Source organism: Agrobacterium sp. NPDC089420 (genome assembly GCF_044900305.1).
Classification (GTDB): domain Bacteria; phylum Pseudomonadota; class Alphaproteobacteria; order Rhizobiales; family Rhizobiaceae; genus Agrobacterium.
In genome coordinates this window covers 43793-67649 of the sequence record NZ_JBJDMY010000005.1, presented here as the reverse complement: position 1 = coordinate 67649, position 23857 = coordinate 43793, and the positions used below count along the sequence as shown (strand labels likewise).

Sequence of the window (23857 nt, the reverse complement as noted above, 5' to 3'; positions counted from 1 at the left end):
TTTGACGTACCGGATGGTTCACGTTGTTAAGGCGTGACGAAACAGCCGGCCATCAAAAAGAAAAACCCCGGCCTTGGACCGGGGTTTTCTTGTTTCAGCCGCTTTCGGTTCAGTTGAACCGGCCCGCCGCATGGGCAAGCATCGTATAGACCTTGCCGGTATCGGAGGTGAGGTAGGACTGGGTGACGGTGCGGTCGCGGTCCGTGCGGGCCACGTCGGCAAGCAGCTTCTCGAAATCGGTGATGTAGCGATCCACGGCGGTACGGAATTCCGCTTCCCGCTCATATTTGCGCTTGATCTCGTCGAAGGTCGTCTGACCCTTCAGCGTGTAGAGGCGACGGGTGAAGACGTCGCGCTCGCCGCGCTGGTAACGGCGCCACAGTTCCACCGAGGCATCGTGGTCGATGGCGCGGGCGATGTCGACGGAGAGCGAATTCAGCGATTCCACCATGTGCCGCGGATTGCGGGTGTCTGCCGCACGGGTCGGCTGCTGTTCGGCCGCTGCGCGGGGAGCGGAAGCGGCAGAGGCTTCCTGACCGTCACGCGAGGCGCCGCGCAGCAGATCGCTGATCCAGCCGCCGCCTTCTTCGCGACGACCGGCAGGGTTTGCTGCAACCGGCTGAGCGGGTGCGGGCGCCTGACGATTTTCCGTCTGCCGGTTTTCGACCTGGCGGTTTTCAAGCGGCAGGGAACCGCGCAATGCGGCCGGCGCGGGGGCGGGCTGCGGCTGCGCCGGGCGCTGCGGCACCGGAGCGGCTGCCGCAGGCTGCTGCGGACGCGTCTCGACTCGGCGTTCGGCTACCGGCTGGGTTGCGGCAATGGCGCGGGCAACCGGTTCGGAGACTTCCATCTGGTGGGCCGAACGGCCGACAAGATGGGAAATATCCTGCAGGGCCTTGATCTGCTCGGAAACGGCGCGGCGCATGGCGGCGGCACTTTCCTTGGCTTCTTCCGGCAGGTCGAATGCGCCGCGCTTCAGTTCGGCGCGGGTCGCATCCAGCTCGCGGCGGATATCGTGGCTGGAGCGGCGGATTTCGTCCGTCGCACCGGCAAAACGGCTGACGGCTTCCTCAACGGCCTGACGCAGCGTCTCCTTGAGGTTGGCGGCGGCGGCGTTGGATTTTTCCGAGGCGCTGCCCAGCAGGTTGTCCACTTCGGAAAGCGACGATTCGACGCCGCCGCGCAGGCGGCTGACCAGTTCGTCGGAATATTTCTGCGCGTCGGACAGCGTGCTTTCGATCGAGCGGCTGGCATCCTGACCGGCGGAGAGCAGGGCGCCCCGCATGGTCTGTGCCGCCGAGCGGGCGCGCTGTTCGGTCTCATCGAGCGAACGGCCGATATCGGAGAAGGATGCCTGCAGATTGTCACGCAGATTGCCGGCGACGTTCTGCGAACGCTCTTCGGCCTCGTTGAGTGTGGTTTCCACCACGCCGATGACGTTGCGCATGGCGCTTTCGATTTCCTCGGAGCGCTTGACGAGGCCGACCGACAGGCTGCGCAGGGCGTCCTGACGCTCCTCCAGCGTGCCGACGAGGCTCGACTGGGCGGCATTGAGCAGTTCGGACGCCTGGCTCAGCACCTTCGAATGTTCCTCGAAACGGCCGACGATGCCGGCAACCTGCGCCAGCGTCTGGCCGGAAATATTCGACAGGCGGTCGATCTTTCCTTCCAGCAGACGGCTCGAGCTGGAGACCATGTCGGCGGCCTGCGAGGCGCTGTCGGAGAAGCGGGTCGCCGATGCGTTCAGCGCGGCATCGGCCGTGCCGAATTCCTGCGCGGCGCGCTCCACGGCGGCGTTGAAGTTGGAAGCCGACTGCTCGACGATTTCCGCCATGCTGTCATGGGTCTGCGACAGCATGTCGGTGCTCTGGCGGGTGGCGGCAACCAGCTTGTTGGCCGCATCGCTGCCCGAGCGGGCATATTTCTCGATACCCTGTTCGACGGCGTCGGCCATGGCGGTGTGCGTCTGCGACAGCATGTCGGTGCTCTGGCGGGTGGCCGCAACGAGCTTGCTCGCCGCATCCGTGCCGGCATTGGCGTAATCGTTGATCGCCTGTTCGACCATGCCGACCATGCCGCTGTTGCTCTGCGACAGAAGATCTGCGCTTTGCTGGGCGGCAGAAACGATCTTCTCGGCGGCTTCGCGGCCGATGGTGGCATATTCGTCGACGACCGGCTTGGCCTTTTCCTCGATCAGTCGCGACAGTTCGGCGGAACGGCTGGCCAGCATCGAATTGAGTTCGCGGGTGCGGTTGTCCAGCGCCGAGCGGATGGATTCGCCGCGTGCGTCGAGGGCGGATTCGACACCCGTGAGCGTCTCGGAGATGACGCCGACCTGCGAGCGCACGACGGCTTCGGCTTCGGCGACCTTGCTGACGATGATGTTGCCCGCTTCGGAGAAGGTCTGGGCGACGGCGGCAGCCTGGCCGGAAAGGCGCGTCTGCGCATCCGAGATGCGGTTGACGATCTCGCCGGAACGCTCCTCGATGGCTTTGGTGAAGGCTTCGTTCTGCGCCTGCACCTGTTCGGCGAATTCCGAGCCGGTCTTCGCGATAAGGGCGCTGGAACGGGCGGCTTCGTCGCCGATGTTCTGGGTGGCGGAGGTGACGGCGCCGCGCAGGCTCACCGCAAGATCGCTGGCCTTGCCCTCGATGGTGCGGTTGACGTTTTCGAGGCCGATCGTCAGCGCCCGGTCCATGGTGCCGAGGCGTTCGTCGATACGGGCCGCGCCGGTATCGAAGGTTTCGGCCAGACGGTTGGTGCGGCTTTCGAACGTATCCGCGACGCGTGTGGTCTGCTCGTCCAGAATGCCGGTGATCCGCTCCGCCGCATCGTCGCTGGTGCGGGCAAAGGCGGCAGTCTTGTCGTCCAGCGCCTCTGCGAAACGGCGGCCGGCATCCTCGATCGATGTGTTCACATTGGCCAGATCGCCACCGACGCGGGTCTGCAGGGCGTCGAGCGACGTCTCGATCCGGGCGCCGGTCTCGTCGAGACGGGTGGTGACATTGCCGATCGAGCTCTCGATCTTGGAGGAGAGTGCGTCGGTCGCCCCGCCGATTTCGCGGGCGGCTTCGCCGATCTTGACGGCGATATCGCCGGCACCGTTGCGCAAACGTTCTTCCAGCGTCGCAGCACTCGTGTCGATCGCCTTCTGCAGCGTTTCCTGCTGGGTTTCCAGCGACAGTTCGAGCATGCTGGCACTGGAGGCGACCGTGGTGCCGATCATCATCGCCTGTTCAGAAAGCATGTCGCCCATCTGCGTGGTGGCGGAGCTGAGCGTTGCGGCAAGATCCGCCTGGCGCTGGTCGAGCGCGGTACGGATGTCCTCATGCGATTGCGACAGATTGCTTTCGAGGCGGGAGACGCCTTCCTCCACCGTCTGCGCAAAACGGCTGCTGCCGTCTTCCACGACGCTTTCGATGCGGTTGGCCGCGCCCGAGACGCTCTGCTCGATCAGGCCGCTATTGCGCTCCAGCGAGCCGGCGATGCGTTCGGCCTGCGAACCGAGCATGGTTTCCAGCCGCTCGTGACCGCTGGCGAGAGCGTTTTCGAGCGTGAAGGCGGTTGCTTCGAGGCGCTGGCCGACGCCGGCGGCGGCAAGCGAAAGCGACGACGCTCTCGCATCCATTGCCTCGGCGATCCGATCCTCGACACCCGAAATCGTCATGTCGAGCGCCATTGTGCGGCTGTCGAGCGCATCGGCGATGCGTTCTTCCGCACCGGCGACGATGCCGGAGAGGGCGGCCGTGCGGCTGTCGAGTGCGCCGGCGATGCGGTCCTCGACACCGGATACCGCATTGTGCAGCGCGGCGGTGCGGCCATCGAGAATATCGGCGATCTTTTCCTCGACGCCGGAGAAGCTCATGTCGAGCGCCATGGTACGGCTGTCGAGCACATCGGTAATGCGTTCTTCCGCACCGGAAACGACGGTCTTCAGCGAATCGGTGCGGCTGTCGAGTGCGCCGGCAATACGGGTCTCGGCGCCTGCCACCAGTTCGCCGAGGGCTGCGGTGCGCGTGTCGAGCGCTTCGGTGATTTTTTCCTCTGCGCCGGAGAAGGCCATGTCGAGCGCCATGGTGCGGCTGTCGAGCGCATCGGCGATGCGTTCCTCGGCGCCCGAGACGACGGCATTGAGGGCTGCGGTGCGGCCATCCAGCGTTTCCGCGATGCGGGTTTCGGCGCCGGCAACCACGTCGCCGAAGGTGGCCGTGCGGCTGTCGAGCGCGCCGGCGATCTTCTCTTCGGCGCTGGCAACAAGGCCGGTGAGGGCGGAGGTGCGGTTGTCGAGCGTCTCCGAAAGCCGTTCCTCGACATTGGCGAAGGTCATGTCGAGCGACAGGGTGCGGCTGTCCATGGTGTCGGCGATGCGTTCCTCGACACCGGAAATCGCGCTGGAAAGAGCGGCGGTGCGGCCGTCAAGCGTATCGGCGATACGGCTTTCCGCGCCGGAGACGACATCGTGCAGGGCGGCCGTGCGGCTTTCCAGCGTATCGGAAATACGGTCCTCGATGCCGGAAACCGCGCCGGTGATGGCTGCAGCCCGGGTTTCGAGCGTTTCGGCAAGCCGGCGTTCAACATCGGCGACGACGCTGTTGATCGCGGCGGCGCGTTCGTCGAGCATCGCGGCAAGGCGCTCGGCCGTGCCGGAGACAGAGCCGGTAATCGCCAGCGAGCGGCTGGCAAGCGCCTCGTCGAAACGGTTCTGACTGGCAGAGAGCGCGCCGAACAGGGCGTTGCTGCGTTCCGCCAGCACGGCGTCGATCTTCTCGTGCGAATTGGTGAAGGCATCGGTGATTTCGGCGGTGCGCTGGCCGATCGCGTCGCTGAAGGCCTGCGTCCGGCTTTCAAGGGCGCTTTCCAGCATTTCCTGACCCGTGCCCAGCGCGGTTGCGAGTGCCAGCGACTGATCGGTCATGGTGGTGCCGATGCGCTCCAGACCGGCGTTCAGCATGGTGTCGAGCGCTTCGGAGCCGCCGGCAACGGTTTCGTTGATGCGGGCGAGGCTTTCCATCAGCTTGCTGTCGAGGCTGCCGGCGCGCTGGTCGAAGGCGCTGGCAAATTCCGCCACATGCTCGTCGAAGGCGGAATTGACCTGGCCGACGGTCGCCTGCAACCGTTCTTCGTAAAGGCCGGAGCGAAGATCGAGATCCATGATCGCGTCGTCGGCCGTGCTCTGCAGGCTCTGGCGGAAGGAGAGGCCTTTTTCCTCAAGCGTCGTCGAAAGCTTGTCGAGAACCGTATCCAGCGAACCGCCGATGATCTGCTGGCCGCGTTCGATGTTGCGGTTGAGTTCAAGCGTGCGTGTGGACAGCGTCTCGTTGAGCTGGCGGGTGCGTTCCTCAAGCGCGCTGTTGAGGCTTTCCACGCCGCTGTCCAGTGTCGAGGCATGGATCGCGAAGCGTTCGAGCAGCACTTCACCGCGCTCGTCCAGCGTCGAGGTGAGATTATGCAGGCGCATGTCGAATTCGTTGGAAATCGTCGAGCCGGAGGAGTTCAGCGCCTGAAGCAGGTTTTCGGTCTTGGCGGCGATCAGGCTGCCCATCGCTTCGGTGGAAGCGCGCGATTTTTCCAGCAGCGCGGCCGAGCGGGTGTCGATCATCGAGGCGAAGGCTTCGCCTGTCGTGGCGATCCGCATCGAAAGCTCTTCGCCGACGATGGACAGTTCTTCCTTGATCTGTTCCTGCGCGCCGACGATGGAGGAGCGGATGCGCTCGGCATGGTTGACGATGGCGTCACGCTCCGCGGTCAACTCCTGCACCAGGCTGCGCACGCGCAATTCATTGTCGGCATAGCTGCGCTCAAGCGCGTTGACTTCGGAATGGACCAGCGTTTCGAGTTCCGTCGCACGGGCAATGGTGCGCTCGATGCCGTCATTCATGGCCGAAACTTCACGGCGAACCGCCTGGCCGACGGACATGATGCGGTCGGAGGCGACGGTTTCCGGCTCGGCCAGGCGAAGGGCGACTTCAGCCATGGAGCGGGCGGCGTTGCGCAGGTCGCGGGCGCGCGCCATCATGATCGCGAAGGCGAAGAACAGCATGACGGGCACGAGGATGCCGACGACGATCGCCATCAGGCCGGGAATGGCGGTGAGGTCGGCAAGCGAAGCGATGTTCCAGAGCGCGTTGCCATAAAGAAGATGTGCGACGCCGAGACCGCCCAGCGCCCAGATCACGGACATGATCGTCGCATTCCTGATCGCGCCGCCGATGGAGCCGCCTTCGAGCGATTTCAGGATCATGGCCGGGCTGCGCTTGGAGCCGTCATTGGCCGCTTCCAGATTGGGCGACTTGGGCGCCTGTTCGACGGGCGCGCGCGCCGCATCGGGAGCAGGGGTCTGTCTGCTGGCTTCCTTCAATCTGGCCTCCGGCTGCTTTGGCGTTGCGGTTTTCCGCGATTCCGGCTTTTCTTCGAAAGCACCGAGCTGCAGGGCGTCTTCCAACGCCTGAAATGCAGTCTCGTCGACAGAGTCGCTGATCTTGTTGTTCGCCATGCGGTTACGCCTCGTTACACATACGCCCGGCTTCATGCCGTTGACCACTTGCAAAGCGCAAGCGGCCTGCCGCCATCATGCCGGCGGAATATCATCCCTCAAGAGAGAACAATTCCGCCATTTACCAAATCCCGAATTGCTGGTGGTCCAGCTTTCGGGCGAAATTACATCACTGTGCCGCAATAACAAAGCTTGTGCTTAAGCCCTGAGGGAACGGCAGTACCGTAGTGACACATTTAGGTGTTCGAAACAATTAATGCGGATTTGCGGCGGTGGCGAAGTGTCGGCTTTTTAACAGTTTTTAAACCTGAGTTTCACGCTGAACGCCTTGTTTCGCATAAGTTTAACATAAATTAACCATAGCAGAAGATTTTCGCCCGCGTCACGCCGTAATTTAAGCCGATAGCACCGGTTTGAATGCCTGAATACGACACAGATGTGACACGAAACAGGAAACGGCGAGACAGGAATTTCACCCATGGCAGCGGTCAGTATTGCTTTCGAAGCTCCCGACAATTGCGGCGGCGCGCCAGCCGCCGGTAAAAAACCGATCGATTTCGATCACCTTGCCCGGCAAACGATGGGTGACAAGGATCTGGAGATCGAGGTGCTGCAGCTGTTCAGCCGTAACGCCCGCGCGGCCCTGCATGACATGGCCGGCGCCGACGAAAAGGCAGTGCGGGCGACCGCCCACCGCCTGAAGGGTGCCGCCCAGGCCGTTGGCGCATCCGCCGTCTCGACGGCCGCTGCGACGGTGGAGGAGATTGGCAAGGACAGCGCGGCGATCGCCAGGCTGGCGGCAACCATTGTCGAGGCGGAAAACTTCATCCTCAAGCTCTGCCGCTGAAGCGTAATCCGTCAAATCCGCCATTTTGCAAGGCCGGTTCAGCCTTTGTGCCCTTGAAGCGGGTTGCCAAGGCGGACCGGCCTTTCTATGTGTTTAGAACAGTTCTTAGATCACATTTTGGATTTCCGGCATGACAAAACTGACCATCGTTGCCTTCGACGGCACGCCCCATGAACTTGACGTTGGCAACGGCTCCACCGTTATGGAGAATGCCGTGCGCAACTCCATTCCCGGCATCGATGCGGAATGTGGCGGTGCCTGTGCCTGCGCCACCTGTCATGTCTATGTCAATGACGCCTGGGCGGAGCGCGTCGGCGGGCCGGAACCGATGGAAGAAGACATGCTGGATTTCGCATTCGATGTCCGCCCCACCTCGCGTCTTTCCTGTCAGATCAAGATGAGCGACGAGTTTGACGGTCTCGTCGTTCACGTTCCCGAACGCCAGGGCTGATCGCGGACGGCGTTGCCGGAGACAGAAAAAGCCCCGCTCACCTGGTAGCGGAGAGCGGGGCGAGGCGGGTACGCAGCATGCAGGCGAGGGAGGAAACACCTGCGAGCCCTCAAGCGCGCACCGGGAGAACCGGAGATGGCTTCAAGCGCCATGCCCGCTGCGGGCCATGACCATCAAAACCATGTGAACAAGCTACAATGAGTCTCGGCGATGGCACCATGACGAGAAGTCACGGGTGAGTTCGGACATGACGTAACGTCATGCCCCTTATATTGCCTGGATTTGCGGGAGGCGCGGCGAGAGGCCGTTCAGCGCTGGTTTTGCCCCTGTTCGAGCCGGTTCTTCAAAAGCCTCGTCATGCGGGCATCGAAATTTTTCGATTCCACCACATCGAAACGCAGCTGATCCCTGTCGTGTTCGTCCATTACCGTCTGGGTGATCTTGCCGACCATGTCCTGAAGGGTTTCGCAATTCTTCTGTGGACGAAGCGCCTTCAGCTGTGTTTCGAGCGACCGGGCATGAGTCCGGGCGATTTCCGCGTGCCGCTCCTCATGGCGCTTGATATCGGCAAGTAGCGTATCCCAGATGAAAGCCAGTTCCGCCGTCGTGCGGCGGCGGTTTTTCCACCGCGGCAGCAGGATACGGGTGTTGAGCAGCACCTTGGCGGTTCCGACGCTGCACTGGCCATTTTTTTCGACATAGGTGAGTTCGCCGCCGAATTTGATCTCGGTCGCGCCGGGATGACGCGCGCCGGTATTGCGCGTCAGCGGGCCGTGCCTGGAAAGCTGCTGGTCGAGGTCGGCGGCGGTTTTGCCGGTGATCGAAAAATAGGAATAGGTCTTGCGGACAATGGTCTCCGAAAAAGCCGGCGCGGAGGAGGAAAGTGCCAGTGCGCCGGCAAGAGCGGCGCAAAGAGCACGTGATGATTTGGTCATGACCCGGCCTTCCGGTTGAACTTGAAAAAGGTTTGCTGCATAGGCGGAGCGGAACTTATAAGAATTGGCATAACACTCCGTTATTCCCGAAAGGCGCGTGTTACGTGATAACAGTCGGCAGCAACGCGTGGCAAGCGGCCCATGGTCGCTCCCTGAAACTTGATGGGCGTGGCCGTATTATGGCCATCGTTAATGCCACGCCCGATTCCTTTTCCGATGGCGGCCGTTATCTTGCCGTCGATGCGGCCTTTTCCCATGCGCTGACCTGCGTGGAAGAGGGCGCGGACATCGTCGATATCGGCGGCGAATCCACCCGGCCGGGCGCCGCCGAGGTGACGGCGGCGGAAGAACAGGACCGGGTATTGCCGGTTATCGAGAAACTGCGCCGCGAGACGGACGTGCTGATTTCCGTCGATACCTACCGCGCATCGACGGCAAGGCTTTCGATCGCCGCAGGCGCGCATATCGTCAATGATGTCTTCGGCTTGCAGAAAGACGGGGAAATGGCGGGCGTGGTTGCCGCCGCCCGCGCCGGCATCTGCATCATGCATACCGGCCGCGACCGCCAGAAGCGTGCCGACGTCATCGAGGACCAGTTCGAATTCCTCAACCGTTCGCTCGCGATCGCCGGGGATGCGGGCATTGCCCGTGACGCCATGGTGCTCGATCCCGGTTTCGGTTTCGCCAAGGATGAAAGCGAAAATGTCGAGCTGATGGCGCGCTTCGGTGCGCTTGCCGCTTTTGGCCTGCCGGTTCTGGCAGGCACGTCGCGCAAGCGTTTCATCGGGTCGCTGACGGGCCGGGATGCGGCAGAAGAACGCGATATCGGAACGGCGGCGACGACGGCGATCCTGAGACTTGCGGGTGCTTCGATTTTTCGCGTGCATAATGTCGCAGCGACGCGCGATGCGCTGGCAATCGCCGATGCGGTTCTTGCCAAAGCCTCGGTGAGAGCCGATGCGTAGATCAACGAGTGCCGGAATGCCGCTGCCCGAAGACGGCGCGGCTTTCGGGCGAAACAGTCCTGCCATGGAGGCGATGCGATGAGCCGCTATACCATTATCCTGAAAAACTGTTCCTTTTTTGCCCGTCATGGCCTTCTTGAGCAGGAGGAGGTGCTGGGTCAGCGCTTTTTCGTCGATGCCGAGATGGAGGTCGAGGCCGGTGATGCGCTGGAAACCGACGATATCGAAAACACCGTCGATTACGGCGTGGCCTTCGCGGTGATCGAAAAAATAGTCGTCGGCCAGCGCCGTTATCTCATCGAGGCGCTGGCGAACGACATCGCCAAGGCGCTGCGCGCCCGTTATCCGCAGATCGTCTGGCTGAGGGTCACGGTGCGCAAACCGTCTGCGCCGGTTCCGGGCATTCTCGATTACGCACAGGTGAGCGTTGAACACCGTGCCTGAGACGACGACCGTCGCCGCCTTGGGGCTCGGCGGCAATATCGGCGATCCCGCCGCCGCCATGGCAAGAGCGCTGCGAGAGCTCGACGCGCATGGCGATTGCCGCCTGCTGGCCGTCTCCAACCTTTACCGCACGCCCCCATGGGGCAAGACCGATCAGGCCGATTTCTTCAATTGCTGCGCGCTGGTCGAGACCTCGCTCACGGCGCCCGCGCTGCTGCAATTATGCCTCGACATCGAAAAGGGCATGAAGCGGGTGCGCACGGAGCGCTGGGGGCCGCGCACCATCGATATCGATGTGCTGACCTACGGCAATGGGGTTCTCGTAACGGAAACTATCGAAGTGCCGCATCCGCGCATGACGGAGCGCGCTTTCGTGCTGATGCCGCTTGCCGATATCGCCCCCGACCTTGAGGTAAAAGGCAAGCCCGTGCGGGAATGGCTTCAGCAGGCCGACAAGACCGGCATTGTCAGTGCAAACGAAAAACGGGAGTGGTGGACACTCCCGTTCGGTGATGGCTGAGCAGAATATGGCTTTTACGGCTTGATCGAGCCGACAGCGAGCTGGTCGATGTCGCGCGCCAGGGTAACGCCAATGACCGGGATCATCTGGTCGGCGACCTTGACGGAAATAGTGATGTTCATCGAATTGTCACTCGAGACGCGGGCGACCATGGCGCCGTTGAGCTTGGCGCGGTTGATGCCGACGACGACCTTGTCGCCGCTGACCTGTCCGGAGGTGATGTCCAGTCCCTTGCCTTCAGCGCCATCGAGGAACTTGCCTTCGTAGCTGTTGCCCTTCTGGCTGATGATGGCGGACATGGGCTGGCTGAAAACGCCGACGCGGCAGGTGCCGCCGAGCTTGATGCCGGTCTGCTTGTCATCGAGCGGTTCGCCCGTCAGGTCGCAGGTGAACTTCGTGCCCTTGTATTTGCCGGCGACGATTTCGCCCGGACCTTTCCAGACGCCGGCGACGGAGCGGAAGAACACGTCGTCGCGATCGCGCGATGCGGCATGGACGTCAGACAGGCCGAAGCCGCCGCTGACGGACAATATGGCGGCAAGTCCGCCCACAAGCGAAAAGAAGCGCGAATACATGATACTTTCCCCGGCGAAGATGCCTGTTCGATAGGCGGCAATCTACCGGCGGAATGGTTAATGCTTGGTTTATTTTGCTCTTATTTGCGGCCTCGTCCGTAACCTTTTGAACCGGGAATGCCCGAGCAATCAGGCTTTCTCACCGCTTTTTCCCCCGCTTAAATCGGGTGTGAGGTCGGACATGAAATCGCCGATGCCCGGCCGCTTCACCGCCCTGAACGGCAACGGGCGGCAAAGATCCATCGCCGCAATGCCGATTCGCGCCGTCATCAGGCCGTTGATGACGCCTTCGCCGAGTCGTGCCGAGAGTTTCGAGGCAAGACCGTGGCCGAGAACCTGCTGGGCAAGCCCGTCGCCAACGGCGATCGAGCCCGTGACGGCGAGATGGGCGACGACGTCGCGCAGCAGCCGGAACATGCCGAGCGTGCCGGGACGGCCGCCATAAAGCTCCGCCATGGCTCTGACCAGCCGCGTCACCTCGAACAGCACATAAGCCAGGTCGACCACGGCACGCGGGCTGACGGCGGTGACAACGGAGACGCGTTTGGAGGAATTGAGAATGAGGGCGCGGGCCTGCCGGTCGAGCGGCGCCAGCAATTCGCGTTCGGCAAGCTCGATCAAATGCGGGCCGTCGATCACGTCATTTTCCGTGTCCTTCAACGCCGCACGGCCCTTGGCCGTCTCGGCGCGGTGGGAGAGTACGGCGTTGAGGCGGGTGATGACGGCGCGTGCGGGTTTGGGGCTCTTGTCGAGGCTCGCCGTTTCGGCGTCGGCCTTGAGCGACTGCACGGCGTTGAGCCGCATGATGCCGAAGACTTCACGCCCGACCAGGACGAGAACGGCGAAAAGCACCACGATAAGCGCGATGCTCGCCGTATAACCCAGCCAGTCCGAACGGGAGAACAGGTTGCGGATAAGCTGATCCGCCCAGAGACCGAAGGCGAGCGAGAACAGGACGCCAAGCGCCCCGAGCGCGAGTTTGCCGAAGGAGAATCGGCTTTTCTTCGGCGTCGCCACCACCAGTGCGGCGGTATCGATCTCCTCAGGCGCCAGAAACGGATCGTCCTCGTCCGGTGTCAACGAAATCTCGGTATCGAAGCTGCGTGGCGCGCGTTTGCGTGTGGCGGATGGCCGTGCCGTCTCCTCGGTCTCCAGTGTGAAAGCGGCCGGGCGGCGGGCCTGCGGGTCGTTTTGTGAGGGAGCCTTCATGCGAGCTTGTCTCCGAACAGGAACTGCATGGCGCGGTCGAGCCTGATATGCGGAACCGAAAGCCGGATGCCGCCGCTGCCCGGCTCGTCGACATTGGGCGGGCGAAAACGCACGACATTGACATCCGGCAGCGTCGCCTTGTCGCCGTCCTGGTCTATGCTGCGAAAAAGCGGCTCCGGGTCTTCGGGCAGGTCGCCGGGAAAGATCGCCGTCTTGCGATTGCCGTCGAAGGTCTCGCCATTGATGGTTTCGCCGGCCATGGGCGTGCCGACGATGACGGGCAGCTCGTGACCGTCCTGGCGCACGCTCGCCTCTCTGGTGGCGCGCACGGAAGCGAGCGCCATGACCTCGATGCCGGCGCCGTTCATGCCGATGGTAGTGATGGCGCGGTCCACCAGGCGGCGGGTCAGCCGCTCCAGCCGGTCATGGCTTTCATGGTGCAGATGGTCGGCCTTGGTGGCGGCGATCAGCACCTTGTCGATGCGCCGGCCGATCAGCGAGGATAACAGACTGTTTGTGCCGGGGCGGAAACAGGCAAGCACATCACCCAGCGCCCGCTCCAGATCCTGCACGGCTTCCGGACCGCGATTGACGGCCTGCAGCGTGTCGATCAGCACGATCTGCCGGTCGAGGCGGGCGAAATGCTCGCGGAAGAACGGCTTCACCACGATGGATTTATAAGCGTCGTAACGCCGCTCCATCATCGCGCGCAGCGAACCCTTGGGTGCCTTCTCGTCCGTCAGGCCGGGAAGCGGCGCGAAGGTCAGCGCCGGAGAACCCTCCAGATCGCCCGGCATCAGGAAACGGCCGGGTGGCAGGGTGGAGAGCGATCTCTCGTCGGATTTGCAGGCCTTCAGATAGGCCGCGAAACTCTCAGCCAGACGGCGGGCCGTCATTTCGTCGGCCGGTGCATTGATATCGAGCGAAGACGCGATCGCCAGCCATTCCTGCGCCAGCTCGGCGCGGATGCCGCTCCCGGCGAGTGCAACGGTCGCATCGCTGAACTGCTTGTAGTCTTGTGACAGAAGCGGCAGGTCGAGCAGCCATTCGCCGGGATAATCGACGATATCGATGGAAAGCTTGCCGGCCGAGAACCACCGTCCCCAGCCGCTGGCGCTCTGGTAGTCCAGCGTGATCCTGAGTTCAGAGATCGCCCGCGTCGAATCCGGCCACAGCCTGTCACGCACCAGCGCCTGAATATGGTCTTCGTACTGGAAACGCGGAATGGCGTCGTCCGGCTGCGGCTCCAGGCGCACATTCGAGACGCGCCCGGATCGCATGGCCTCGAACAGCGGCAGCCGGCCGCCGTTCAGGAGATTATGGACGAGGGAGGAAATGAAAACCGTCTTGCCCGCCCGTGACAGGCCGGTGACGCCAAGCCGCAATGTCGGATGGGTGAGGTTGCTCGCACGGTCGGCCAGATTATCGAACGCGATGAGCGCGCTGTCTGTCAGGGACGTAAGAGAAGGCGGCAAAGGCGGTTTCCTGGCTGTTTTTCACGGTCACGGCAGCAATATAGGAAGGCGCGGCTGCCCAAAAAAGAAGCGCGCCGGCGGATTTTCGCGATGGTCGTCATCGCCGCCGCTCCGACATGCGCGACGGTGGCTATTTGCCCGGTGCGAGAAAATCGACGAGCCGCCAGCGGCTTTTCCCGTTGGCGGCGCTGTCATCGTGATCGAGCACCGCAAGTCCCGATGTCGGAAAACCGGAGGGCAGGGCGGCGTGCAGCAGATCTTCGCCGATCATCGCTTCCAGCGTCGCTTCCATGGTGGGGTTATGGCCCACGAGCATCACTGAGCCCACGTCCGACTGGGCGGCGATGAGGGAAAGATAGGTTTCGCTGGGGGCGTTGTACATTTCATCGACATAGGCGATCTCGATGCCCTCGTTGAAGGCGCGCTGCCAGGCCTGTGTCGTCTGCCGGCAGCGTGCGGCGGTGGAGGACAGGAGCATGTCCGGACGATAACGCCGGTCGGCGGCAAGGTCGGCGATGATCTCCGCCTCGGCAAAACCCGCCTCGTTCAATCCACGGTCGAAATCCCGTTCTCCGGGTGCCGCCCAGGCTGCCTTGGCGTGACGCAGCAGATAAACTCGGTTCGGTGAAGATGCTGTCAAGGGCGGGGACCGGCGTTCGAAAGTCAGGGCATTGCCGGAATGCTACAGGATAGGGTTGCAGGACCGCAAGTCCTCTTTCCTGTTGGTAAGTCGCGTTTAAGTGATCGAAGAACAGATCGCTTCGACGCCAATAAAGGATAAAAATTAGTCATTTAGATGATTTTTATGTCAGTTTTAAAAATGCCTGAAAACTGATCTGTAGACTTGAATCGGCCTATATCATTGGAGTATACACCGCCGCATTGAGATGTTCTTCGAGGAGAATCGCGTTGAGTGAGAAGATCGATCTTAGCAAATATGTACTCTCGGAAGACGACGAGTTCATGAATGCCAGCCAGCGGGCCTACTTCCGCGCGAAGCTGGTCGCTTGGAAAAATGACATCCTGAGAGAAGCGCGCGAGACCCTCGGACATCTCGCCGAAGAAAGCGCCAACCACCCCGATCTCGCCGACCGGGCTTCTTCCGAAACCGACCGGGCGATCGAACTTCGTGCCCGCGACCGTCAGCGCAAGCTGATCTCCAAGATCGATGCAGCCCTTCAGCGGATCGAAGACGGCACTTACGGCTACTGTGAGGAAACGGGCGAGCCGATCGGCCTCAAGCGTCTGGACGCCCGCCCGATAGCGACGCTTTCCATCGAGGCGCAGGAGCGTCACGAGCGCCGCGAGAAAGTCTATCGCGACGAATAATATGTCGGCCGGGCGAACCGGCCAGCTTAAACGTCGATTTATATAAAAAGGGCGCGGAACCGTTTACGCGCCCTTTTGCATTGAATTGGATCTTTCTGCGCGCCGCGTCAGCGGTCGCGGGTAACGGAAAGCTCGCCGAAAATACGCGCCATTTCCTTCTGCATGTCACCATCCGGCGATGCTCCGGTGACGGGCGGCGTCGCAGGCTCGTTTTTCTGCGGTTTTTCCGCGGGGGCGGCAACCGTCGGTTCGTTATCCGCATCCTTGCTCTTGGCGATTTCGGCCTCGAGAAAACTCTCGAAATCGCTGGCCAGCTCGTCGGAAAATTTCGGTTCGGCCTCACGGGAGGCAAGGACCGGATTGTTTGGCCTGGGCGGGAAGGGGGCCGGCGGCGTCGCCTGTTCGAGCTTCAGGTCCGGCAGGACCCGTTCGCGCGCCGCATCGAGGAAATCCGCGGCGCTGGATTGATCGATGACCGGCTCTCGCGCGGCGAAAACCGGGGGAGCGATCACCGCCGGCCGTTCTTCCTCCGCCTTTGCCGGTGCCGGAGCCGGCGATACCACGGGTGTCGGCGCCTGAACGGGGGCGGGCATGAAAGGCTCCGTCCGGCGCGGCTCGCTTCTTTCACCGGCGACGTCGAGCGATGCGGCTGCGGCCGGCAAAATCGCGGCTGCCGGGACTGCGGCAACGGCCGGTGCCGGCGAAGGCGCAGGGCGTGGAGTGTCCCTTTCGGTTACGGCCTGCCTTGCGGCCGGAGCGGGCTCGCGGGCCGCAACGGGCGGTGAAACGGGCTGGGGCGGAGTCGACGGGCGCGGCGGCGGCGCGGCGGCTGCAGCCGGTTGTGCCGGACGCGGGGCGGCGGTGGCGGGCTCCGGCCGTTGCGGCTGACGTGCCGGTTCCTGCGGCACGGAAACCGGGGCTGCGGGCGGCTGCGGCGGCAATGCGGCGCGGCGTTCCTGCGGGAGCGCCGGTTCGGCTCTCTTCTGTTCGCTGTCCTGGCGCGGCAGCGCCTTCAGTTCCGGTTCCTGCACGTCCCTGACGATCGGGATCGCGCCGATGCCGCTCTCGATGACGATATCGGTCGGGCCGCCGATCATGACCAGATGCTCGACATTGTCGCGGCGCACCAGCACCAGCCGGCGGCGCGCATCCACGGCGGTTGCGTCAAGAACCTGCAGGCGCGGCTGCCGGTTGCGGCCGCCACGGATGAAGGGCGCCGAGCCGCTGCGCCTGCGCAGGATCCACAACGCGATCGCCAGAACGAGAAGCGCCACCCCCACGCCGACAACGGCGACGATGAGACGGTTTCCATAGGTGCCGATAAAATCTTCCATCATGGAGATCATCCCTTCAGACTTTTGGGCTTTTCAATTTCTTGGGCAATTAATATTGCCGTGGTTCTTATAATGTGAACGTCAAGCAGGAAAAGACGATTTTTTTCGGCGCGATACAAGGTCTATCCGCCGTCGTCCCTCTGGAACACAAAACCGGTTGGTGCGGCTTTCGGTTCCCTCATCGCCTGAAAGGCCTGTGCATTGCGCCTTTCAAACCGTTTTCGCTGTGCGTTTTTAAGCCTTTGTGGCCTGGCGGAGCTTTTTGACGGTCAAGCGAGTTGCTACAAGAAAATCTGCTGCCCGATTCCGTCGGAGGAATAAGGCTGACCGAATGACGACCTGCACGACTGCGAGGCCAAGATGACACGGGTGCGCGAGACAAGCGACAACGACCTTCCGCTGGTGGACAGGCGCGCCCGTTCCGGCACGGTGCTGCGCATTCTGCTTCTGGCGCTGGTGCTGATCGCGGCTGCCGCCGCCTTCGTCTATTTCAAGGATTCGCTGGAAAACGAAATCGTGCTCGGCATTCTCGGCGTGCTGGCCATGATGGGCATCTTCTTTCTGGTCTCGTCGATCATCGGTTTCATCGAGGTCATGCCGCAGTCGCAATCGGACGGGCTTGCCCGCCGTTTTCTCTCGGCCCACCCCGAAGGCACGCTGATCACCGACGCCAAGGGGCATATGGTCTATGCCAACGCCACCTATTGCCGCATGAGCGGCACCACGAAGGCGAGCGATATACAGAGCCTCGAGACGCTTTTGTCGCGCAGCCGGGAATCGACCGAGGCGCTTTACCGGCTCATCAACGTGCTGCGTGAAGGCCGAGACGGTTACGAGGAGTTCCGGCTGCTGAAACCGCTGGCTGAGGATACCGGTTCCGGGCCGCACTGGTACAGGCTGAAGGGGCGGGTGCTGAAGGATGCGGGCGGCGAGGGCCTGCACGTCTTCCAGATCGCCGACATCACGCCGGAGCGCGAGGATCAGGAGCGGTTTTTCCGCGAATTGCAGAATGCCATCGATTATCTGGACCACGCGCCAGCCGGTTTCTTTTCCGCCGGTCGCAAGGGCGAGATCGTTTATCTGAACGCCACCCTGTCGGAATGGCTGGGCATCGATCTGGCGCAATTCTCGCCCGGTTCGATGACCGTCTCGGACATCGTCGCCGGCGAGGGCATGGCGCTGATCGAATCCGTTCATCCGCAGGGCACCGCCAAGCGCACCGAAATCCTCGACCTCGACATGCGCCGGGTGAACGGCCAGAGCATGCCGGCCCGCCTCGTGCACCAGGTCACCGCCAGGGACGGCGCGCCGGGCGAGAGCCGGACGATCGTTCTGATGCGTCCCAAGGGGCAGGAGGACACGGAATCCTCCTCCGCCATGCGCTTCACCCGCTTTTTCAACAATACGCCGATGGCGATCGCCTCGCTTGACGGCGAAGGCCGCATCCTGCGCATCAACGCGCCCTTCCTCAAGCTATTCTCCGGCGTTGTCGGGCGTGACGATATCGACCGGGGCGTGGCGCTTGAAACCGTCATCCATGATAATGAGAAGCCGCGGCTGGAACAGGCGCTGGCCGAGGCCAAGGACCGGCAGGGCGATATCGCGCCCTTCGATTCCCGTCACCCGAGCGACGAGGGCCGGCATTTCCGTTTCTACGTCAACGCCGTCATCGATCAGGACGACGAGGCGCCGGAAGAGGTGGCGATCGTTTATGCCATCGAGGTGACGGAGCAGAAGGCGCTTGAAACCCAGATGGCGCAGACGCAGAAGATGAACGCCGTCGGTACGCTGGCGGGCGGCATCGCCCATGACTTCAACAATGTACTGACCGCCATCCTGCTGTCGTCGGATCACCTGCTGCTGCAGGCGCGCCCCGCAGATCCGAGCTTTGCAGACCTCATGGAGATCAAGCGCAACGCCAACCGCGCCGCCGTGCTGGTGCGCCAGCTGCTGGCCTTCTCGCGCAAGCAGACCATGCGCCCGGCGGTGCTGAACCTGACCGATGTGATCGGCGATCTGCGCATGCTGGTCGACCGGCTGATTTCCGGCACAAATGTCAAGCTGGAGGTGGATTATGGCCGTGATCTCTGGCCGGTGAAGACCGACCTGTCGCAGTTCGAGCAGGTGCTGATCAATCTCTGCGTCAATGCGCGCGACGCCATGCCGGACGGCGGCAAGATCACCATCCGCACGCGCAACGTCGATGCGACGGAAGTCGCCGCGCTCGGCCGGCCCGAATTCCCGGCCGAAGACATGGTGATGGTGGAAGTCGCCGATAACGGCACCGGTATTCCGCCGGAAATCATGGACAAGATCTTCGAGCCCTTCTTCACGACGAAGGAAGTCGGCAAGGGTACCGGTCTCGGCCTGTCGATGGTCTATGGCATCGTCAAGCAGTCGGGCGGCTACATCTATCCCGAATCGGAAGTGGGCAAGGGCACCGCCTTCCGCATCTATTTGCCGCGCCATGTGGCGGAGGCGGTTCAGACTGCCGGGCAGCCGTCCGGCGAGGCGGCGCTTGCGCCGGTCGCAGCGGCCGAACCCGTAAAGGAAGAGCCGTTGGACCTGACCGGCAATTCCGCCGTCGTACTTCTGGTGGAGGACGAGGAGGCGGTGCGGCGCGGCGGCAAGCGCATGCTGGAGACCCGTGGCTACACCGTGCACGAGGCCGGTTCCGGCACCGAGGCGCTTGAAGTGATGGAGGAACTGGAAGGCAAGGTCGACATTGTCGTTTCGGACGTGGTGATGCCCGAAATGGATGGCCCCTCGCTCTTGAGAGAGCTGCGCAAATCCTATCCCGACCTGAAATTCATCTTCGTATCGGGTTACGCCGAGGACGCCTTTGCGAAGAACCTGCCGGTGGACGCCAAATTCGGCTTCCTGCCGAAACCCTTCTCGCTGAAACAGCTGGCGATCGCCGTGCGCGAAATGCTCGACGACAAGGAGTAACGGCAGGACGCTTTGCGAGGGATTCGCTGCGCGCAGCCCGTCGCGACAGCCCCTGTCCGCCGCTTTGCAAAGGCGCCGGCGTCGCCCACCTGCATCCGCTTGCCCACAGAATGCGGTTACATCCGCACTTTTCCCGAGGTTTGCTTCTTCGCAAACGCAATAGTGATTGCACGCTGTCGCAAGGGGCTTAAAATCGCGTCTGAACGACCTAGATATGAAGAGGCGAAGTTCTCCCTCCTGGCGATGAGCTGTCGGTTCGAGAACAGTGTGGAGAATGATGAAAGATGATCGCTAGGCCGATCTACATGCAGGGCGAGGGCGAAGGGGAAGACGGCGGCACGAACCGTGGAACGTCTGTTATCACCCGCGTCAAGCCAAAGACGAAAAGACCGAATTTGTACCGTGTTCTTTTACTGAATGACGACTACACTCCCATGGAGTTCGTCATCCACATTCTGGAACGTTTTTTCCAGAAGGATCGCGAAGCGGCGACCCGCATCATGCTGCACGTGCACCAGCACGGCGTCGGCGAATGCGGGGTGTTTACATATGAGGTCGCAGAGACGAAAGTAAGCCAGGTCATGGATTTCGCCCGACAGCACCAGCACCCGCTGCAGTGCGTCATGGAAAAGAAATGAGGATCGCAACGTGCCAACTTTTTCCCCGAGTCTCGAGAAGGCGCTGCACCAGGCACTGACCTTTGCAAATGAGCGTCACCACGAATATGCGACGCTGGAACATCTTCTTCTGGCGCTGATCGACGACGCGGATGCCGCCGCCGTGATGGGCGCCTGCAACGTCGATCTCGATGCGCTGCGCAAGACCGTCAGCGATTACGTCGACAACGAACTGACGAACCTCGTGACGGGTTACGACGAGGATTCCAAACCCACATCCGGCTTCCAGCGGGTCATCCAGCGGGCTGTCATCCATGTACAGTCGTCCGGCCGCGAAGAAGTGACCGGCGCCAACGTGCTTGTGGCCATTTTCGCCGAGCGTGAAAGCCATGCGGCCTATTTCCTGCAGGAGCAGGAAATGACCCGTTACGATGCGGTCAATTACATCTCCCACGGCATCGGCAAGCGCCCGGGCACGTCGCAGACGCGCACGCCGCGCGGCGCCGATGAAGCGGAAAGCGAAAACAAGGCGAGCCGCAGCAATCCCGAGGAAGAGGGCTCGTCCGCCAAAAAGCAGCAGGACGCGCTGAAGGCCTATTGCGTCAATCTCAACGACAAGGCGCGCAACGGCAAGATCGACCCGCTGATCGGCCGTCACGACGAGGTCAACCGCACCATCCAGATTCTCTGCCGCCGTTCCAAGAACAACCCGCTTTACGTGGGCGATCCGGGCGTCGGCAAGACGGCGATCGCCGAGGGTCTCGCCAAGCGCATCGTCGAAGGCAAGGTGCCGGAAGCGCTCGCCAACGACACGATCTTCTCGCTCGACATGGGCACGCTGCTCGCCGGAACCCGTTACCGCGGTGATTTCGAAGAGCGGCTGAAGCAGGTCGTCAAGGAACTGGAAGAATTTCCGGGCGCGGTTCTGTTCATCGACGAAATCCACACCGTCATCGGCGCCGGCGCCACCTCCGGCGGCGCGATGGATGCATCGAACCTGCTGAAGCCTGCGCTGTCATCTGGTGCTATCCGCTGCATCGGTTCGACCACCTACAAGGAATATCGGCAGTTCTTCGAAAAGGACCGTGCGCTTGTGCGCCGTTTCCAGAAGATCGACGTCAATGAGCCGTCCATCGACGACGCCATTGCGATCATGAAGGGTCTGAAGCCCTATTTCGAGGATTATCATCACCTGAGATATTCCAACGAGGCGATCAAGGCCGCCGTCGAACTGTCGGCCCGCTATATCTCCGACCGCAAGCTGCCGGACAAGGCGATCGATGTGATCGACGAGACCGGTGCGGCGCAGATGCTGCTGCCCGCTTCCAAGCGCCGCAAGCTGATCACCGAAAAGGAGATCGAGGCGACCATCGCGACGATGGCCCGCATTCCTCCGAAGACGGTGTCCAAGGACGACGAGATGGTTCTCGCCAATCTCGAAAAGGAACTGCGCTCGGTCGTTTACGGTCAGGATATCGCCATCGAGGCGCTGGCAACGGCCATCAAGCTGGCGCGTGCGGGCCTGCGCGAACCGAACAAGCCGATCGGCTCCTACGTCTTCTCCGGCCCGACGGGTGTGGGCAAGACGGAAGTTGCCAAGCAGCTCGCCGCCTCGCTCGGTGTCGAGATGCTGCGCTTCGACATGTCGGAATATATGGAGCGCCATACCGTGTCGCGCCTGCTCGGCGCACCTCCCGGTTATGTCGGCTTCGATCAGGGCGGTCTTTTGACCGACGGTGTCGACCAGCACCCGCATTCCGTGGTGCTGCTGGACGAAATCGAAAAGGCGCATCCCGACATCTACAACATCCTGTTGCAGGTGATGGACCATGGCTCGCTGACCGACCATAACGGCAAGAAGATCGATTTCCGCAACGTCATCCTGATCATGACGACCAATGCGGGTGCGTCCGAAATGGCGAAATCGGCCATTGGTTTCGGCTCCTCGCGCCGCACGGGTGAGGATGAAGAGGCAATCAACCGCCTGTTCACGCCGGAATTCCGCAACCGCCTGGATGCGATCATTCCGTTCTCGCCGCTGCCGACAGCCGTCATTCACAAGGTCGTGCAGAAATTCGTCATGCAGCTGGAAACGCAGCTGTCCGAACGCAACGTCACCTTCGACCTGCATGAGGATGCGATCTCCTGGCTGGCGGAAAAGGGTTACGACGAAAAGATGGGCGCCCGCCCGCTGTCGCGCGTGATCCAGGAAAACATCAAAAAGCCGCTTGCCAATGAAATCCTCTTTGGCAAGCTGAAGAAGGGCGGCGTCGTCAGCGTCACCGTCGGCAAGAAGGATGACGGCTCGGACGGCCTCAAGCTCGAGGTCCTGCCGGAGACCGCGCCGGTGAAGCCGAAACCCGAGGCGGAGCTGAAGGCGGCCAAGTCGCCCGGCAAGGCCAGGGCCAAGGCAAAACCGGCCTCGAAGGCGGCGAAGGCCGCCGAGGAGGCGGATGTTCTGGTTGCCGAAGCCGACAAGTCGGACGAGGAAGCCAAACCGCGCCGCAAGGCCAATACGGTGCCGAAAGTGCCGAAGAAGAAATGATCGCGGTTCCTGACCGATAACCGGTGCCGGGCGAAAGCCCGGCATTTTCATGCATAGTGGAATCAGAATGCAGACTGCCGATAGCGATGCCATCCCCCTGCGTGGCTGGTTCTTCAGGGGAATGCGGGGCATATTCTCGCTGCCCTCGCTCATTCTCATGACATCCTTTGTCGGTTTCAGCGCCTTTGCGCTGGAATCCGGGGTTGCGCGCGGCGAAGCGGTGTTCATGACGCTGATGATCTGGGCCTTGCCGGCCAAGATGATCCTGATCGGCTCCATGGTCGGCGGCGCCAATCTCGCCGCCTGTTTCCTGGCGGTGACGCTGTCTTCTGTCCGGATGATGCCGATGGTGGCCTCCATCGTTCCGGAGATGCGCGGCGCCAAGACGCCGACCTGGATATTGCTGTTTCTTTCCCATTTCGTCGCCATCACGGCCTGGGTCTTTGCCACGCAAAATCTCTCCAAGGTGCCGCGTGAGGCGCGCGCCGCCTGGTTTGCGGGGTTCGGCATCACGCTCACCGTCATCAACGCTGTCATCGTCGGCCTGTGTTACGGTGTGGTCGCTGCCTTTCCGCCGCTCGTCGCCGGTGTTCTGTTCTTCCTCACCCCCGTCTATTTCGTGGCTTCGATCTGGGCGTCGGCCCGCCATTCCGTCGTCAAGGTCGCTTTCATCATCGGCGTGATCGCCGGGCCTGCCTTTGCGGTGATCGCGCCCGAATTCGATATTCTCTATGCCGGCATCGGCGGCGGCACGGCGGCCTACCTCATTGATCGTTTCGTCTTTCGCCGCAGGATCAGGCCAGTCTCACCGGAGAGCGAACCATGATGACAGAAAACTGGTGGGCGCCCTATCTGTTCATCGCCATTGCCGGCTGGCTGGCGACCGATCTCTGGCGCTGGCTGGGCGTCCTCGCCGGCAACCGGCTGAAAGAGGATTCCGAGGCGCTTTATTGGGTGAGGGCGGTCGCCACCTCGCTGGTCATGGCCGTCACCGCCAAGCTGATCGTCTTTCCAACCGGAACGCTGGAAGCCACGCCGCTGTGGCTGCGCATCGGCGCGGCGGCCCTCGGTTTCATGGCGTTCCTGGCCGCCGGTCAGCGCGTCATCGTCGGCGTGGCGGTTCCGATCGTGCTTCTGGCCGGCGGGCTCTTCGCGCTCGGTTTTTAGTC

18 protein-coding genes are annotated in these 23857 nt (G+C 62.4%); 11 read left to right on the top strand and 7 right to left on the bottom strand.

Annotation, left to right across the window (positions count from 1 at the left end; translation table 11 throughout):
• Nucleotides 1-109: 109 nt before the first annotated feature.
• The gene (locus ACI2KA_RS09235; protein ID WP_404501329.1) at nucleotides 110-6493 is read right to left on the bottom strand and encodes a hypothetical protein; all 6384 of its coding nucleotides are present in this window, start codon (nucleotides 6491-6493) and stop codon (nucleotides 110-112) included.
• Between the two features lie 478 nt (nucleotides 6494-6971).
• Between ACI2KA_RS09235 and ACI2KA_RS09230 the strand changes: the two genes are divergently transcribed.
• The gene (locus ACI2KA_RS09230) at nucleotides 6972-7340 is read left to right on the top strand and encodes an Hpt domain-containing protein (protein ID WP_404501328.1); all 369 of its coding nucleotides are present in this window, start codon (nucleotides 6972-6974) and stop codon (nucleotides 7338-7340) included.
• A gap of 130 nt (nucleotides 7341-7470) precedes the next feature.
• Entirely contained in the window at nucleotides 7471-7791 is a 321-nt protein-coding gene (locus tag ACI2KA_RS09225; RefSeq protein ID WP_404501326.1) for a 2Fe-2S iron-sulfur cluster-binding protein, read from the top strand.
• A 308-nt stretch (nucleotides 7792-8099) separates the two neighbouring features.
• Here ACI2KA_RS09225 and ACI2KA_RS09220 read toward each other — a convergent pair whose 3' ends face one another.
• A complete protein-coding gene (locus ACI2KA_RS09220) occupies nucleotides 8100-8726 on the bottom strand; it encodes a DUF922 domain-containing Zn-dependent protease (protein ID WP_404501324.1) in 627 nt (208 codons plus the stop codon).
• Between the two features lie 179 nt (nucleotides 8727-8905).
• On the opposite strand from ACI2KA_RS09220, the gene folP reads away from it, so the two are divergent.
• The 3 genes from folP (at nucleotide 8906) to folK (ending at nucleotide 10655) form a co-directional block, all read left to right on the top strand.
• On the top strand, nucleotides 8906-9691 hold the full coding sequence (gene folP / locus ACI2KA_RS09215; protein ID WP_404501322.1) for a dihydropteroate synthase: 786 nt from the start codon (nucleotides 8906-8908) through the stop codon (nucleotides 9689-9691).
• A gap of 78 nt (nucleotides 9692-9769) precedes the next feature.
• On the top strand, nucleotides 9770-10135 hold the full coding sequence (folB, locus tag ACI2KA_RS09210; RefSeq protein WP_142181440.1) for a dihydroneopterin aldolase: 366 nt from the start codon (nucleotides 9770-9772) through the stop codon (nucleotides 10133-10135).
• Entirely contained in the window at nucleotides 10119-10655 is a 537-nt protein-coding gene (gene folK, locus ACI2KA_RS09205; protein ID WP_404501320.1) for a 2-amino-4-hydroxy-6-hydroxymethyldihydropteridine diphosphokinase, read from the top strand. The genes folB and folK overlap by 17 nt, the downstream gene beginning before the upstream one ends.
• A 14-nt stretch (nucleotides 10656-10669) precedes the next feature.
• On the opposite strand, the gene ACI2KA_RS09200 is transcribed toward folK, so the two are convergent.
• From ACI2KA_RS09200 to ACI2KA_RS09185, 4 genes are all read right to left on the bottom strand, one after another.
• The gene (locus tag ACI2KA_RS09200; protein ID WP_404501318.1) at nucleotides 10670-11230 is read right to left on the bottom strand and encodes a hypothetical protein; all 561 of its coding nucleotides are present in this window, start codon (nucleotides 11228-11230) and stop codon (nucleotides 10670-10672) included.
• Nucleotides 11231-11359: 129 nt separating this feature from the next.
• Nucleotides 11360-12439, bottom strand: a complete 1080-nt coding sequence (locus ACI2KA_RS09195) for a TIGR01620 family protein (RefSeq protein ID WP_404501316.1) — start codon at nucleotides 12437-12439, stop codon at nucleotides 11360-11362.
• The gene (locus ACI2KA_RS09190) at nucleotides 12436-13914 is read right to left on the bottom strand and encodes a YcjX family protein (protein WP_404501314.1); all 1479 of its coding nucleotides are present in this window, start codon (nucleotides 13912-13914) and stop codon (nucleotides 12436-12438) included. The genes ACI2KA_RS09195 and ACI2KA_RS09190 overlap by 4 nt, the downstream gene beginning before the upstream one ends.
• Before the next feature lie 130 nt (nucleotides 13915-14044).
• Complete coding sequence (locus ACI2KA_RS09185) at nucleotides 14045-14521, bottom strand: SixA phosphatase family protein (protein ID WP_404501892.1); 477 nt, start codon at nucleotides 14519-14521, stop codon at nucleotides 14045-14047.
• A gap of 302 nt (nucleotides 14522-14823) precedes the next feature.
• Between ACI2KA_RS09185 and dksA the strand changes: the two genes are divergently transcribed.
• Nucleotides 14824-15243 carry an RNA polymerase-binding protein DksA gene (gene dksA, locus ACI2KA_RS09180; protein ID WP_003496274.1) on the top strand — a complete coding sequence of 140 codons (420 nt, stop codon included), beginning with the start codon at nucleotides 14824-14826 and terminating at the stop codon, nucleotides 15241-15243.
• Between the two features lie 107 nt (nucleotides 15244-15350).
• On the opposite strand, the gene ACI2KA_RS09175 is transcribed toward dksA, so the two are convergent.
• Complete coding sequence (locus tag ACI2KA_RS09175) at nucleotides 15351-16589, bottom strand: flagellar biosynthetic protein FliO (protein ID WP_404501312.1); 1239 nt, start codon at nucleotides 16587-16589, stop codon at nucleotides 15351-15353.
• Between the two features lie 348 nt (nucleotides 16590-16937).
• Between ACI2KA_RS09175 and cckA the strand changes: the two genes are divergently transcribed.
• The 5 genes from cckA (at nucleotide 16938) to ACI2KA_RS09150 (ending at nucleotide 23855) form a co-directional block, all read left to right on the top strand.
• Nucleotides 16938-19526 carry a cell cycle histidine kinase CckA gene (gene cckA / locus ACI2KA_RS09170; RefSeq protein ID WP_404501310.1) on the top strand — a complete coding sequence of 863 codons (2589 nt, stop codon included), beginning with the start codon at nucleotides 16938-16940 and terminating at the stop codon, nucleotides 19524-19526.
• A gap of 284 nt (nucleotides 19527-19810) precedes the next feature.
• Entirely contained in the window at nucleotides 19811-20164 is a 354-nt protein-coding gene (gene clpS, locus ACI2KA_RS09165) for an ATP-dependent Clp protease adapter ClpS (RefSeq protein WP_035242552.1), read from the top strand.
• 10 nt (nucleotides 20165-20174) lie between these two features.
• Entirely contained in the window at nucleotides 20175-22688 is a 2514-nt protein-coding gene (clpA, locus tag ACI2KA_RS09160; protein ID WP_404501307.1) for an ATP-dependent Clp protease ATP-binding subunit ClpA, read from the top strand.
• A gap of 67 nt (nucleotides 22689-22755) precedes the next feature.
• Entirely contained in the window at nucleotides 22756-23514 is a 759-nt protein-coding gene (locus tag ACI2KA_RS09155) for an AzlC family ABC transporter permease (RefSeq protein WP_404501305.1), read from the top strand.
• Nucleotides 23511-23855: an AzlD domain-containing protein gene (locus ACI2KA_RS09150; RefSeq protein WP_404501303.1), complete on the top strand. Its 345-nt coding sequence runs from the start codon at nucleotides 23511-23513 to the stop codon at nucleotides 23853-23855. Before ACI2KA_RS09155 ends, ACI2KA_RS09150 begins: the two co-directional genes overlap by 4 nt.
• Nucleotides 23856-23857: the final 2 nt, after the last annotated feature.

Coding starts and splice junctions, on each gene's coding strand:
- clpS (WP_035242552.1), top strand. CDS start 19,811: ATGATCGCTAGGCCGATCTACATGCAGGGCGAGGGCGAAGGGGAAGAC.
- ACI2KA_RS09150 (WP_404501303.1), top strand. CDS start 23,511: ATGATGACAGAAAACTGGTGGGCGCCCTATCTGTTCATCGCCATTGCC.
- ACI2KA_RS09230 (WP_404501328.1), top strand. CDS start 6,972: ATGGCAGCGGTCAGTATTGCTTTCGAAGCTCCCGACAATTGCGGCGGC.
- ACI2KA_RS09225 (WP_404501326.1), top strand. CDS start 7,471: ATGACAAAACTGACCATCGTTGCCTTCGACGGCACGCCCCATGAACTT.
- ACI2KA_RS09195 (WP_404501316.1), bottom strand. CDS start 12,439: ATGAAGGCTCCCTCACAAAACGACCCGCAGGCCCGCCGCCCGGCCGCT.
- ACI2KA_RS09155 (WP_404501305.1), top strand. CDS start 22,756: ATGCAGACTGCCGATAGCGATGCCATCCCCCTGCGTGGCTGGTTCTTC.
- cckA (WP_404501310.1), top strand. CDS start 16,938: ATGACACGGGTGCGCGAGACAAGCGACAACGACCTTCCGCTGGTGGAC.
- folB (WP_142181440.1), top strand. CDS start 9,770: ATGAGCCGCTATACCATTATCCTGAAAAACTGTTCCTTTTTTGCCCGT.
- ACI2KA_RS09200 (WP_404501318.1), bottom strand. CDS start 11,230: ATGTATTCGCGCTTCTTTTCGCTTGTGGGCGGACTTGCCGCCATATTG.
- ACI2KA_RS09235 (WP_404501329.1), bottom strand. CDS start 6,493: ATGGCGAACAACAAGATCAGCGACTCTGTCGACGAGACTGCATTTCAG.
- ACI2KA_RS09220 (WP_404501324.1), bottom strand. CDS start 8,726: ATGACCAAATCATCACGTGCTCTTTGCGCCGCTCTTGCCGGCGCACTG.
- ACI2KA_RS09175 (WP_404501312.1), bottom strand. CDS start 16,589: ATGATCTCCATGATGGAAGATTTTATCGGCACCTATGGAAACCGTCTC.
- folP (WP_404501322.1), top strand. CDS start 8,906: ATGGCCATCGTTAATGCCACGCCCGATTCCTTTTCCGATGGCGGCCGT.